General features: G+C 58.4%; 9 protein-coding genes. 2 read left to right on the forward strand and 7 right to left on the reverse strand.

Translation table 11 applies throughout. The features are described 5' to 3' along the window. Nucleotides 1–73: 73 nt before the first annotated feature. Genes HC231_RS18750 through HC231_RS18765 form a run of 4 tightly spaced genes read right to left on the reverse strand, consistent with a single transcriptional unit; the run spans nucleotide 74 to nucleotide 9,026 of the window. On the reverse strand, nucleotides 74–1,495 hold the full coding sequence (locus HC231_RS18750) for an efflux transporter outer membrane subunit (protein ID WP_208228226.1): 1,422 nt from the start codon (nucleotides 1,493–1,495) through the stop codon (nucleotides 74–76). A gap of 5 nt (nucleotides 1,496–1,500) precedes the next feature. Beyond that, nucleotides 1,501–4,593, reverse strand: coding sequence for an efflux RND transporter permease subunit (locus HC231_RS18755; protein ID WP_208228227.1), 3,093 nt, complete (start codon nucleotides 4,591–4,593; stop codon nucleotides 1,501–1,503). A gap of 3 nt (nucleotides 4,594–4,596) precedes the next feature. Beyond that, nucleotides 4,597–7,800 (reverse strand): efflux RND transporter permease subunit, encoded by a 3,204-nt coding sequence (locus HC231_RS18760; RefSeq protein ID WP_208228228.1) that lies wholly within the window; start codon nucleotides 7,798–7,800, stop codon nucleotides 4,597–4,599. Beyond that, nucleotides 7,797–9,026, reverse strand: a complete 1,230-nt coding sequence (locus tag HC231_RS18765) for an MdtA/MuxA family multidrug efflux RND transporter periplasmic adaptor subunit (RefSeq protein WP_208228229.1) — start codon at nucleotides 9,024–9,026, stop codon at nucleotides 7,797–7,799. The genes HC231_RS18760 and HC231_RS18765 overlap by 4 nt, the downstream gene beginning before the upstream one ends. Nucleotides 9,027–9,499: 473 nt before the next feature. Between HC231_RS18765 and HC231_RS18770 the strand changes: the two genes are divergently transcribed. Beyond that, nucleotides 9,500–9,982, forward strand: a complete 483-nt coding sequence (locus HC231_RS18770; protein ID WP_208228230.1) for a hypothetical protein — start codon at nucleotides 9,500–9,502, stop codon at nucleotides 9,980–9,982. 42 nt (nucleotides 9,983–10,024) lie between these two features. On the opposite strand, the gene HC231_RS18775 is transcribed toward HC231_RS18770, so the two are convergent. Continuing rightward, nucleotides 10,025–10,459 carry a GNAT family N-acetyltransferase gene (locus HC231_RS18775; protein ID WP_425490411.1) on the reverse strand — a complete coding sequence of 145 codons (435 nt, stop codon included), beginning with the start codon at nucleotides 10,457–10,459 and terminating at the stop codon, nucleotides 10,025–10,027. An 88-nt stretch (nucleotides 10,460–10,547) separates the two neighbouring features. On the opposite strand from HC231_RS18775, the gene HC231_RS18780 reads away from it, so the two are divergent. Continuing rightward, nucleotides 10,548–11,186, forward strand: a complete 639-nt coding sequence (locus tag HC231_RS18780) for a glutathione S-transferase family protein (RefSeq protein WP_208228232.1) — start codon at nucleotides 10,548–10,550, stop codon at nucleotides 11,184–11,186. Between the two features lie 119 nt (nucleotides 11,187–11,305). Here HC231_RS18780 and HC231_RS18785 read toward each other — a convergent pair whose 3' ends face one another. Both HC231_RS18785 and HC231_RS18790 read right to left on the reverse strand, forming a co-directional pair. Next, a complete protein-coding gene (locus tag HC231_RS18785; protein WP_208228233.1) occupies nucleotides 11,306–12,106 on the reverse strand; it encodes a pyrroline-5-carboxylate reductase family protein in 801 nt (266 codons plus the stop codon). An 18-nt stretch (nucleotides 12,107–12,124) separates the two neighbouring features. Continuing rightward, nucleotides 12,125–13,027 (reverse strand): VOC family protein, encoded by a 903-nt coding sequence (locus tag HC231_RS18790; protein ID WP_208228234.1) that lies wholly within the window; start codon nucleotides 13,025–13,027, stop codon nucleotides 12,125–12,127. Nucleotides 13,028–13,211 lie beyond the last annotated feature (184 nt).

Consider the following 13,211-nt stretch of genomic DNA (forward strand, 5'->3'; position numbering starts at 1 on the left):
GTTCCTTCGGCGGTCGTCCCCTTTCCCGGACCGCCAAGCGAACGCCGGCCATAATGACTATGCGGGGAAGCCGCTACGGCGTCAGCGTGTCGGCGCTCCAACCGCCGCCCAGCGCGGCAATCAGTTCGACGCTGGCCACCCACTGCGTGCTTTGCAGCGACAGCAAACTTTGCTGCTGGCTCAGGCTGGCGTTTTCGGTGGTGGCGACATCCAAATAGTCGATCATCCCGGCTTCGTACTGGTTGCGCGTTACGCGGGCGGAATCCCTGGCGGCATCGGCGGCGCGCTGCTGCGCGGCCAGCTCATCCTGCAAGGTATTTAGCTGGACCAGATAGTTTTCCACCTCGGTAAAGCCCTGCAACACCGCCTGGCGGTAGCTGGCGACGCTGGCGTCATAGGCGGCGCGCGCCTGTTCTACCTGCGCCGACGTCGCGCCGAAATCCAACAGCGTGCCGCTCAGCTCCGGCCCAAGCGACCAGACGCGGTTCGGCAGCGAGATCAGATTATGCAGCGCCGAACTGGTGAAGCCGCCGCTGGCGCTCAGCGTTAGGTCGGGATAGTAACCGGCGATCGCCACGCCCACCGCCGCATTCGCCGCCGCCACGTTGCGTTCGGCATAGGCGATATCCGGCCGGCGCTGCAGCAGTTCGGAAGGCAGCGCATGTGGGATCGCCGGCATGGCGGCGGTCAACGGCGCGTCGGCCAGGCTGAACTCCGCCGGCGTTTTGCCGATCAGCAGCGCAATCGCATGTTCCAGTTGCGCGCGCTGCCAAACATAATCCAGCGCCGACGCTCTGGCGCTCTCCAGTTGCAGCTGCGCCTGCGCCAACGTACTGCGCGATTCCGCCCCGGCCCGATATTTGTTATCGATCACCTGCAGATAACGTTCATACGCCTGCACGCTCTGTTGATACAAGGCGATCTGCTGATCCATGATGCGCAGTTGGAAATAGTCCTGCGCCAGTTCCGACTGCGCGCTCAGCGTGATGTTCGCCAGTTCCGCCTGGCTGGCCTGGGCGCTGGCCTTGTTCTCTTCCAGCGTGCGCCTGAGCTTGCCCCACAGATCCAGTTCCCAACTGGCGCTGGCCTGCGCCGAGAAACTGTTGCTGACGGCGCGCTGGCTGGATCCGCTGCTGCTGTCTTTGCTGCCGCTGCGCGTGCCCGATCCGGTTCCGCTGATCGTTGGGAACAGATTGGATCGCGATTCCGCCGCCAGCGCTTTGGCCTGGCGGTACAGCGCCTCGTACTGCGCCACGTTCTGGTTCGAAATGCTCACCTGTCTGAGCAGCGACGACAGCGTATCGTCATGGTAAACCGCCCACCACTCGCCTTTGTTGACCTGATCCTGCGGCGCGGCCTGCTGCCAGCCTTTCGCTTCCTTATACTGCAACGGCACGCTGGTCGGCGCCGGGCGCTGATAGTCTGGCCCCACGGCGCAGCCGCCGAGCAGCAGTGCGAGGAAAAGCGGGCTAAATGCGATAGTTTTCAGTTTCATAGGGTTTATTCAACATGGCGCAAACGCTGCCACTGGCGACGAGTGGCGCGGCTGGCGCGATCAAGATAGAGGTACACCACCGGCGTGGTGAACAGCGTAAGTAACTGGCTAAGCGCCAGGCCGCCGGCAATCGCCAGGCCGAGCGGGCTGCGCAGATCGGCGTCGCCGCCGCTGCCCAACGCCAATGGCAACGCGCCGAAAAAGGCCGCCAGGGTGGTCATCATGATCGGACGAAAGCGCATCAGGCAGGCCTGGGTGATCGCCTGCTGCGGCGACATGCCCTGTTGACGCTCGGCCATCAGCGCGAAGTCGATCATCATAATGGCGTTCTTTTTCACGATGCCGATCAGCAGCAGGATGCCGATCAATGCGATCACCGTAAGCTGCGTGTTGGTCAGCAATAGCAGCAGCAAAGCCCCTACGCCGGCCGACGGCAGCGTCGATAGAATGGTCAGCGGATGAATATAGCTTTCATACAGTACGCCCAGCACGATGTAGACCGCCGCCAGCGCCGCCAGAATCAGCCACGGCATGGTGGCGGTCAGTTCGCCGAACTCGCGGGCGGTGCCGCTGTATCCGGCCTGCACGTCGCTCGGCAGGCCGATCTTCGCCATGGCGTTTTTAATCAGCGTTTGCGCCTGCTCCAGCGAAACGCCGTCCTGCAGGTTGAAGGCGACGGTGCTGGCGGCGGACTGTCCCTGATGCGCCACCGACAGCGGCGCGGTATCGCTGCTGAAAGTGACGAAGGCGGAGAGCGGCACTTGCTCGCCGTCGTCGTTGACCACCAACAGATCTTTGAGCGTGTCCGGGTCGCTGGTGAAGCTGTCGTCCACCGACATCACCACGTGATACTGATTGAGCGTGTGGTACAGAGTGGCTATCTTGCGCTGGCTGAAAGCGTTATTCAGCAGAGTATCCAGCATATTGACATCCACTCCCAACCGCGTGGCCTTATCGCGGTCGATATTGATCATCACTTCCTGCCCGCCGGTTTGCGAATCGGAGTCTACGCTGGTCAACTGCGGGATCTGCGCCAGCGCCGCCTGCACCTTCGGCGTCCAGGTGCGCAGGGTATCGAGATCGTCCGCCTGCAGGGTGTACTGATAGCTGGCGTTGGCGCTGCGGCCGCCGACGCGCAAATCCTGCGCCGCCATCAGGAACACCTGCATGCCGGCGAGATGTTGCGCCTTGGCGGTCAGGCGGTTGGCGATTTCGCTCGCCGTGGCGCTGCGCTGGCTAAAGTCTTTCAGATGCACGAAGAAGTTGGCGCTATTGCGCGAGCCGAACGCGCCGCTGCCCATCGACGCCATCACCCCGTCCACGTCCGGGTCCGCGGCAATCAGTTTGGCGGCCTGCTCCATTTTGGGCTTCATCGCCTGGAACGAGATATTCTGGTCGGCGCGCACCATGCCCATCAGCAGCCCGGTATCCTGCGTGGGAAAGAACCCCTTCTGCACCACGGCGTAAAGGAAAATGTTGAGCACCACGGTGAGCAGCAGGCTGAACAGCGTCAGGCGCTGGTGCTTCATCACCCACCCCAATCCGCGGGCATAGGCCGCCAGCAGGGCGCTGAGCTGATTTTCGATCCACTGGTACAGCGGATGCGGACGCTGCGTCACCGTCGGTTTGCGTTTCAGCAGCCGCGAGCAGAGCATCGGCGTCAGGCTAAGCGACACCAACATCGAGATCAGCAGCGATACCGTCAGCGTCACCGCGAATTCGCGGAACAGCCGTCCCACTACGCTGCCCATCAGCAGGATTGGGATAAATACCGCCACCAGCGACAGAGTCATGGACAGCACGGTGGAGCTGACCTCCCGCGCCCCTTTCAGCGACGCCCGCACCGGGCTTAGCCCCTCTTCGATATAACGGGTGATGTTTTCCAGCACCACGATGGCATCGTCCACCACAAAACCGGTGGCGATAATCAGCGCCATCAACGACAGATTATCCAGGCTGTAATCCAGCAGATACATCACCGCGCAGGTGCCGATCAGCGAGACCGGCAGCGCCAGCGCCGGGATAATCACCGCCTGGGCGTTGCGCAGGAACACAAATACCACGGCGATCACCAGCAGCACGGCGATCAGCAGCGTCTCTTCGGTATCGTACAGCGAGGCGCGCACGGTGGTGGAACGATCCACCACCAGCTTCAACTGCGTATCCGCCGGCAGATCCTTCTGCAATTCCGGCAGCAGCGCCTTGACCGCGTCGATGGTCTGCAGCATGTTGGCGCCCGCCTGCCGCGTCACGCCAATCATCACCGCCGGCTGCTGGTTATAGTAACCGGCCTTGTATTTATCTTCGATCGCGTCGTATACCGTCGCCACGTCGCTCAGACGGATCGCCCGGCCATCCTGATAGCTGATCACCAGATTGCGGTACTGCGCCGCTTTGTCCAGTTGACCGTTGTTATCCACCACCCACGACTGGCTGGCGCCGTTCAAGATGCCTTTCGGCAGGTTGGTGGTGTTATTGGCGATGGCGGCGCGCACGGTGTCCAGCGATACGCCGAAGTGGGTCAGCATCTGCGGTTGCAGATCGATGCGCACCGCCGGCAGCGCGCTGCCCATCAGCGATACCTCCCCGACGCCCTGCACCTGGGCGATCTTTTGGTCGATTTTGCTGTCCGCCAGATCGTACAACTCGCCGGGGGGACGCGTCGCCGAGGTCAGCGCCAGCATCACGATCGGCGCGTCGGACGGGTTGGCCTTGCGATAAGTCGGCAGCGTCGACATGCTGCTGGGCAGCAGGCTGCGGGCGGCGTTAATCGCCGCCTGCACGTCGCGCGCCGCGCCGTTGATATCGCGGCTCAGTTCAAACTGCAAAATGATGTTGGTGCTGCCGGACGAACTGCTGGAGGTCATCTCGGTAATACCGGCGATCTGCCCCAACGCCCGCTCCAGCGGCGTCGCCACCGTGGCGGCCATGGTTTCCGGGCTGGCGCCAGCCAGCGAGCCGGTCACCATGATGGTGGGGAAATCCACCTGCGGCAGCGGCGCCACCGGCAGCAGGCGATAGCCCAGCATGCCAAGCAGCAGGATCGACAGCGTCAGCAATAGCGTGGCGACCGGGCGGAAGATAAACAGCCGCACCATGACTTACTCTCCGCCCCGCGACTGCTGCCGGGCGTTTTGCATATAGCGCTTGCCGCGCTGCGCCAGACCGTCGAACCACAAGTAGATCACCGGCGTGGAGAACAGCGTCAGCACCTGGCTGACGATCAAACCGCCGACGATCACCAGCCCCAGCGGCTGACGCAGCTCCGCGCCGGAGCCGGACGCCAGCATCAGCGGCAGCGCGCCGAGCAGCGCCGCCATGGTGGTCATCAGGATCGGTCTGAAACGCAGCAGACAGGCCTGATGGATCGCCTCGCGCGGGCTGAGGCGCTGATGATTCTCGGCCTCAAGCGCAAAGTCGATCATCATAATGGCGTTCTTTTTGACGATGCCGATCAGCAAAATGACCCCGATCAGCGCAATCATGCTGAATTCGCTGCCGGCCAGCAGCAGGATAAGCAGCGCTCCCACCGCCGCCGAAGGCAGCGTCGACAGAATGGTGACCGGATGAATAAAACTTTCATACAGAATGCCGAGCACCACGTACATGGTGAGCAGCGCCGCCAGAATCAGCCACAGCGTGTTGCTGCTGGCGCTTTGGAACGCGGCGGCCTCTCCCTGATAACGCAGCGTAATGCTGGAAGGCAGCGCCAGTTGCTTACTGACGTCGGCGATCGCCTGCTGCGCCTCTTCCAGCGAATAGCCGTCATTCAGGTTGAACGACACCGTCACCGCCGGGAACTGGTTCAGCCGCATATGCATCAGCGAGCCGGTGCGCTGGTGAATGGTGGCGATCGAGGTCAGTTTCACCATGTTGGCGGTAGAACTGGCCGACGACGATGAGGACGTGGAAGTTGAAGATGACGAGGTTGAAGAGGTCGAGGTTGAAGATGACGAACTGCCGCTGTCGGAGGACGCCGTGCCGGCCAGCCAAATATCATCGAACGACGCCGGAGATTGTTGATAGTCCGGCGCCACTTCCAGCACCACGCGATACTGGTTCGACTGGGTGAAAATGGTCGATACCAGGCGCTGCCCGAAGGCGTTGTACAGCGCGGTATCAATGTCCGACGCGGTGATGCCGTAGCGCGCGGCCTTGTCGCGGTTCATCTCGACATAGGAGACCTGCCCCTGATCCTGCAGATTGCTGACCACTTCGCTGAATTCGGGCCGTTTCGCCAGTGCCGATACCAACGCGGGCGACCATTTCACCAGATTTTCGCTGTCGGAATCATCCAGCGTGAACTGATACTGACTCGGCGTGACCTGATCGTTCACCGTCAGATCCTGTGCCGATTGCAGATAGATCTCGATGCCCGGCACGCTGCTTACCGCCTGTTTCAACTCCGCGATCACCCGATCGGCGCGCTCGTCGCGCTCATCGAACGACTTGAGATTAATCTGCATGCGGCCGCTGTTCAGGCTGGTGTTGCTGCCGTCGATGCCGATGGTGGACGAGACGCTCTCGACCGCCGGATTCTGTAAAATCACATCCGCCAGCGCCTGCTGCCGCTTGGCCATTTCACCAAAAGAGACATCCTGCGACGCCACGGTGATGCCCTGAATCAGCCCGGTATCCTGGGTGGGGAAAAAGCCTTTGGGGATAACCAGATAGAGCAGCGCCGTCAGCACGAAGGTGCCCAACGCCACCAGCAGCGTCAATTTCTGATGATTTAACACGATCGTCAGCAGGCGATCGTAGCCGTGCACCAGCTTGTCGAAAAATTCGCCGCCCTTGCGTGAAAAGCGCGATTGCTTTTCCGGCGGAATGTGGCGCAGTAAATAGGCGCAAAGCATCGGCGTCAGCGTTAACGACACCAGCATCGACACCAGTATCGCCACCGCCAGGGTAATGGCGAACTCGCGGAACAACCGCCCCACCACGTCGCCCATAAACAGCAACGGGATCAGCACGGCGATCAGCGAGAAGGTCAGCGAGATAATAGTGAAGCCAATCTGCTGCGAGCCTTTCAGCGCCGCCTGCATCGGCGTTTCGCCCTCTTCCAGCCGGCGGGAAATATTCTCCACCACCACGATGGCGTCATCGATAACGAAGCCGGTGGCGATGGTCAGCGCCATCAGCGACAGGTTGTTGAGGCTGAAATCGGCCAGATACATCACGCCGAAGGTGCCTATCAGCGACAAAGGGACGGCCACGCTTGGGATCAGCGTGGCGGCGATATTGCGCAAGAACAGGAAAGTCACCATGATGACCAACGCAATCGACAGCATCAGTTCGAACTGTACATCGCTGATTGAGGCGCGGATGGTTTGCGTGCGATCGGACAGTATCTCCATTTTCACGCCATCCGGCAGCGCCGCCTGCAGCGTCGGCAGTTGGGCCTTGATGTTATCCACCACCGAGATCACGTTGGCGCCGGGCTGGCGCTGCACGCTGATGACAATCGCCGGATTGCGGTTGGCCCAGGCCGACTGATAGCTGTTTTCCGAGGCTTCCTCGATATGGGCGATATCGCGCAGGCGCAGCGCCGCGCCGTTTTGATAGGCCAGAATCAGATTGCCGTACTCTTCGGCGGTACGCAGTTGGTCGTTGGCGTCGATGGTGACCGAATGATACTTGCCGTCGAAGCCGCCCTTCGAACCATTAACATTGCTGTTGCTAATCAACGTATTGACGTCTTCCAGCGTCAATCCCCGCGCCGCCAGCGCTTTGGGATCCGCCTGTACGCGGATCGCCGGCTGATGACCGCCCGCCAGCGTGACCATGCCTACGCCGGAAATCTGCGACAGCTTGAGCGCGATGCGCGTGTTCACCAGATCCTGCACTTTGATCAGCGGCAGCGTATCCGAACTGGCGGCAAGGGTGATCACCGCGCTATCCGCCGGATTGACCTTTTTATAGGTCGGCGGATTGGGTAAATCGGAGGGCAACAGACTGTCGGCGGCATTGATCGCCGCCTGCACTTCCTGCTCCGCGACGTCCAACGACAGATCGAGCGAAAACTTTAGGGTAATCAACGAAGAACCGCTGCTGCTGTTGGAGGTCATCTGGCTCAGTCCCGCCATTTGCCCAAGCTGGCGCTCCAGCGGCCCGGTCACGGATGACGCCATCACATCCGGGCTGGCGCCCGGATAAAGCGTCGTCACCTGAATAGTGGGGTAATCAACCTGCGGCAGCGCGGAGGTCGAAAGCGTGCGATAAGCAAAAATCCCGGAAATCAACACGCCCACCATCAGCAAGATGGTGGCGACCGGACGCTCAATAAATATTCGTGACGGATTCATTGAGCCTTGGCGCTCCCACTGGCCGCGCCGGTTTGCTCTTGCTCCGCTGTCACTACGCTGACTTTACTGCCGTTGGCCAGGCGATCGACGCCTTCCGTCACCACCCGATCCCCCGGCGCCACGCCGGAAATAATCGCCCGTTGGTCTTCACCGAAACTCGGCCCGGTTTCCACCACTTTGCGCGTCACGGTATTGTCCTGGTTGATCACGAAGACAAAGCTGCCGTCGCTGCTAAGCTGCAGCGCCTGGGAAGGTATCACCGTCGCCTGCGATAGCAGACCGATTTGCAGCCGCACGTTGACGAATTGGTTGGCATACAGCGCCTCATCCTCATTATCGAACAGGGCTTTTAACTGCACGGTGCCGGTGCTGGTGTCGATGCTGTTGCTGATGAATTGCGCTTTGCCTTCCGCCAGAATCGTTTTGTTATCCTGATCAAAAGCGCTTACCGGCATACTCTGCCCGTTATGCAGCGCCTTCAACAATACCGGAATGTTGCTTTGCGGCACGCTGAAAGTCACCGCCGCGGGTTGAGTTTGCGTAATGGTGACGATGCCGGTGGTATCGCTGCTGGTTACCATATTGCCCGCATCCACCAGGCGCAGACCGACGCGGCCGCTAATCGGCGCCGTGATGCGCGCGTATTCGAGATTCAGCTTCGCGGCGGCGATTTGCGCCTCATCGGCTTTGATCGCCCCGCTGTACTGCCCGACGGTGGCGATCTGCGTATCCAGATCCTGGCGGGAAAGCGAATCCTGGGCGAAGAGTTTTTTATAGCGTTCCAGAGTTAGCTGCGCGCTTTTCAGCAGCGCCTGATTTTCACTCAGTTCAGCCTGATACTGCGCCAGCGTCGCCTGGTAGCTGCGCGGGTCGATCTGCGCCAGCAGTTGGCCGGCTTCAACCTTCTGCCCTTCGGTAAAATAGACTTTCATTAACTGGCCATCGACGCGGCTGGTCACCGTTACCGAGGCATTCGGCGTTACCGTACCCAGCGCGTTGAGGTACACCGGCACATCCGCCTGGGTGGCGCTTCCGGCATGAACCAGCGTGCTTGCGCCGCCCATCATCATACCGGCCCCCGGACCGCCAGGTCCGCCCGGCCGCCCCATACCGTTCTGCCCGCTCTGTCCGTGCGGCCACAAACGCCAGACCACGCCGGCGATAATTAACACTAATACGACAAGTAACAGGAGTTTCAACAGTCGGGAACGCGATGGCTTTGTCATGAAAATCTTAATCGTAGTTAAGGGCGGATGCCTCTCCCGCAAGGCGGGAAAGAAAAGTGACTGGAGCTATTATCGTCAACTATGTTGGCGACTTCCATGTTTTAACCGTAATAGTTTCGTTAAGATTGTTCAGGATTCTAAGCTGCGGGAACTTTAAGAAGGGAACTTACTCCACTTGGCTCTTACTTACTGCATACATAACAGATCAGTAATGGAACAATTTTAATATGGATAAGATACCCGGCTATTCAGCAAACGCCTCATGGACGCACGCTTATGGAAATACCCCATCCGCCGCCAGTTCATCTTCGAATATACGAGCAACGGCCTCCGCTTCTCAATGTTTGGGGTTATTTGAGCGGATCGGTGAACTAACACAGCAAATAGCCAACAGAACCCGGTTATCGACCACAGGCTACCAAATTGCGATGGAGCGAATAAATAATTCCCACAGGCTGGATGCCAACACTCTGATGACAATGCGCAGAGCCGAGCAATATACACAGGCGGCCAAGCGGGCCTACCCGACAGAAACGCTAAAACAACTGGCGACGTTGCAACAACAATATATCTACCGCACCGCCGGCGATGAACTGCGGGGCGCAATTGAAATGTCGCCGGAACAGCTCACCGATTGTCTGCAAAAATGCCGCGAACACGGATTTTCCAATTGTGATATGCAGGCTCTCGAAGTCGGGCTGCACTTACGATATGGTTTAGGTTTGACTGACTTCAGCATCGTCAGCAACCACAAACTCAGTCATAACTATGTGGTTCTCCCCCCAAGCGATACTTTCCCCAAAGGAGCGATCGTCGATTCCTGGACCGGACAAGGAGTTGTGGAATTAAATATGAAAAATAAACTGAAGTTTATGCATCATGAGGGAAATTATCATGTTAATGAAAATATGCATAACTGGATAGAAAATGACGGCTCCCGCTATGTGCTTTCGTAATAAATTTCGTTTAATAACGGTATTTTTAGTCAGTTTGCCAGCTTAATCGGCAAGATAGCCAACGCCTCTGAGCCGTTCTATTTCCTGCGGATTGGCATAAACCATGCCGGTCGCCAGAATATGATAGCCATATTTTTTATAGAAGCCGATTTTATCCGGCACCGAATAGATAAAGGTTTTCCCATATTGGGATAACGTCGTCATAATCTCGCGCATCAATAGATTGCCATACCCCCGGCCTTGAAATTCGGGCGATATCGCCACGTCCGCCAGATAGGATGCGTAGGTTAAATCGCTGATGGCGCGAGCGGCGGCGATTATTTTATTATCGGCATAGCCAAGCCAATAAAATTGGCTGTTTTGATACGCCTGTTTTAATTTAACCGCGTCTCTGTCGCCCAAGCCGGCGCGGCGCAACAGGGCGGCCAGCGCCTGCCACTCAATGTCGGGCGCATCACTTTTTTTAACGATTAGCATACTCATCTTCCACGTTATCCCCGATTATATTATATTTAATTAGAATACAATCATCGTGTTAATACCAACACATTCACTGGAGGGCGGTATGTTAACGGTTTGGGGAAGACGTTCTTCGTCAAATGTTCAGGCACTAATGTGGTGTATCGGCGAGCTAAGTCTGCCCTATCATCGTCATGATGCCGGTCATATTTACGGCGGCACCAATACGCCGGAGTTTCTGGCGATGAATCCGAATGGTACGATCCCGGTACTGAAAGATGGGGACGAAGAAGCGCTATGGGAAACCGGCGCGATTCTCCGCTACCTGGCAAATCGTTATGGACCAGAGGCATTCTGGCCAAAAGATTTGTCTGCACGCACTAACGTCGACAAATGGGCCGAGTGGTCCAAGCTCAATATCGCGTTGATGTTTACCGCGCCGATTTTCTGGCGTGTCGTGCGTACGCCGGAAAACGAACGCGATGATGATGCGATCGAAAAAGCGCTGGCGGCATTCTCCGCCAAACTTAAAATCGCAGAAGAGAGACTGTCGGCGCATGACTATCTGGCCGGCCCGGATTTCACTCTGGCGGATATCCAGTTCGGCCACGTCCTCTACCGTTATTACGATATCGCTATTCAACGCCCCGCGTTTCCAGCCGTCAGAAGCTACTACCAACGGCTGACGGAGCGCCCCGCATTCAAAGAGCATGTGATGGTTTCCTACGACGAGCTGCGGGCTTGATCAATGCCGGCGGTAAAACCCGACGCGCGCTGATGGCTAGATCAGCGCGCGTTTTTTCAGTATCGGTCAGGATACGCCGCGCCATGCAAAGATACGGCGTTATTACCCCGCTGAAATGTTTATTTACCCGCCAGTTCGGTGGTTCGTTTCACCGCCGCCAGCACGCTGCGCTGTAAACCGGCGGCAAAATCGCTGTTGTTCAACGCATACAGCCCATTCATGCCCACCCCGGCCGGCGAGTTGTTGATATCCATCAACTGACGCGGATGCTTGCCGCTGATATTAAGCATCGCCACCGCGCCCACCAGGTTTTCATAGGCGATCTGAGTCGCCTGCGCCCGCGGCATCCCGGCCAGCACGCCGGCGTCAATCAGCGATTCGAGGAAGTAGTACACGTAATTCGGGCCGGCCACGCCGTAACCGGTGAAAATATCCAGCAGCCGCTCTTCCACCAGCATCACTTTCCCGAAACTTTCCAGAAACGCCCGCAGCGGCGCTTCCTCAACATAGGCGTTCAACGCCGCGCCGCTGTAGCCATAGCCGGTATCGGTCAGCGTATTCGGGATCACTCGGGCGATAGGCCGCGCGTCGCCCAGTTGTTCGGTCAAGGTGGCGATCGTCACGCCGGCGATAATGGAAATCACCGTCGCCTGCGGCGACGCATGCTGGCGGATGCGGGCGGACACCGACGCGATATCGTCCTGCGGCCGCACGCCCATTACAATATAGTCGGCCACCGCCAGCGCCTCCTCGCCGCGCTGGCGGGACGTCAGCTGGTAGCGCTCTTCCAGCGTGGCGATCCTGGCGGCGTCAATATCATCCAGGGTAACGGCGTCACGCGATAGTTTACCGCCGTTCAGCGCCGCCCGAATAATGGCTTCCGCCATCTGCCCCGCCCCAATAAAGTGAATCTGACTCATGATCTGGCCTCCGGATACTCAGCGTTCGACGTCAACAAATTCAAGGATAATGTTACCTGCCGTTTCCGGCGCCACGCGCACTCGTCCGGCGGCATCATGATGGCTGACCTGATTGGTCGTCAGGATATCGCGCAGCGCGCGGCCGTCCCGCGTGCCCAGCGTCAGGGCGATGGCATGAGGTTTGGTGTTAACCGAAACCGGCAGCGCCACGCCCGCGAAGTGCTCTTCCGCCTGCGCCGGGGTCATCGCCCGCAGCAGACCGGAGCCGGTATCCGCCGTCAGCACGCCGTCCCTCCACGTCGCCCGCTCGCCGTAAGCGTTGCGCCAGCGGGATTCCAGCACGTTCATTTCGTCTTGCCGCGCCATGTAGGTCACCGCTTCAATGCCGGTCGCGCCATTCGGGTGATGACGCCACGCGTCCACCCAGATCAGATCGGGACGGAACTGCTGACAGATAAAGCTGGACGCTTCCGGATAGCGGGGATCGATCAGTAAACCGATAGAAACCACCACCTCATCCAGTTGGCCGTTATCCATGATGATTTCACGGCGGAAATCGATCACGCCCTGATGCTGTTCAAAGCGTTTAATCAACTCCGCGTAATCCCCGCGCGCATCTTTGCTGTGCAGCGCAATCAGGGAGATACCGTCCTCGCCGCGCTCCAGAAATGACCCCATCTGACGGCCGAAGCAGAAGCCGTTGACCGCATTGGCGCCGAATTTACTGGCGTCGTTCACCCCGATAAGCTCGATGAAATTATCTTCAAACATCATAAAGCTGGTGACGGTTCCCCACGGATGATAGCTGATGGGCGATGGCGAAAATCCCATCCGGCGGTAGTTTTCAAAGGACTGCTCATAATGATTGACCGTCACCAATACATGATCGAGACTTAACGTCGCTTTCTGATTAATATTCATTTTCGTATTCCTTTTCCTGAAAAGAAGTCAGGGAATAAAACCTAAAAAAATGCATACCCGGAATAATGCGAGCCGCAGGGAAACGGCCACGAAAAATTATCGGATATAAATAAGACAATGCGATAAAATAGCCGAGTAACGGCAACTATCCCGGCGGCAATATTATTTACGGCGCTGATGATTA

The sequence above is a fragment of the Brenneria izadpanahii genome, assembly GCF_017569925.1.
In the GTDB taxonomy this organism is placed as follows: Bacteria; Pseudomonadota; Gammaproteobacteria; order Enterobacterales; family Enterobacteriaceae; genus Brenneria; species Brenneria izadpanahii.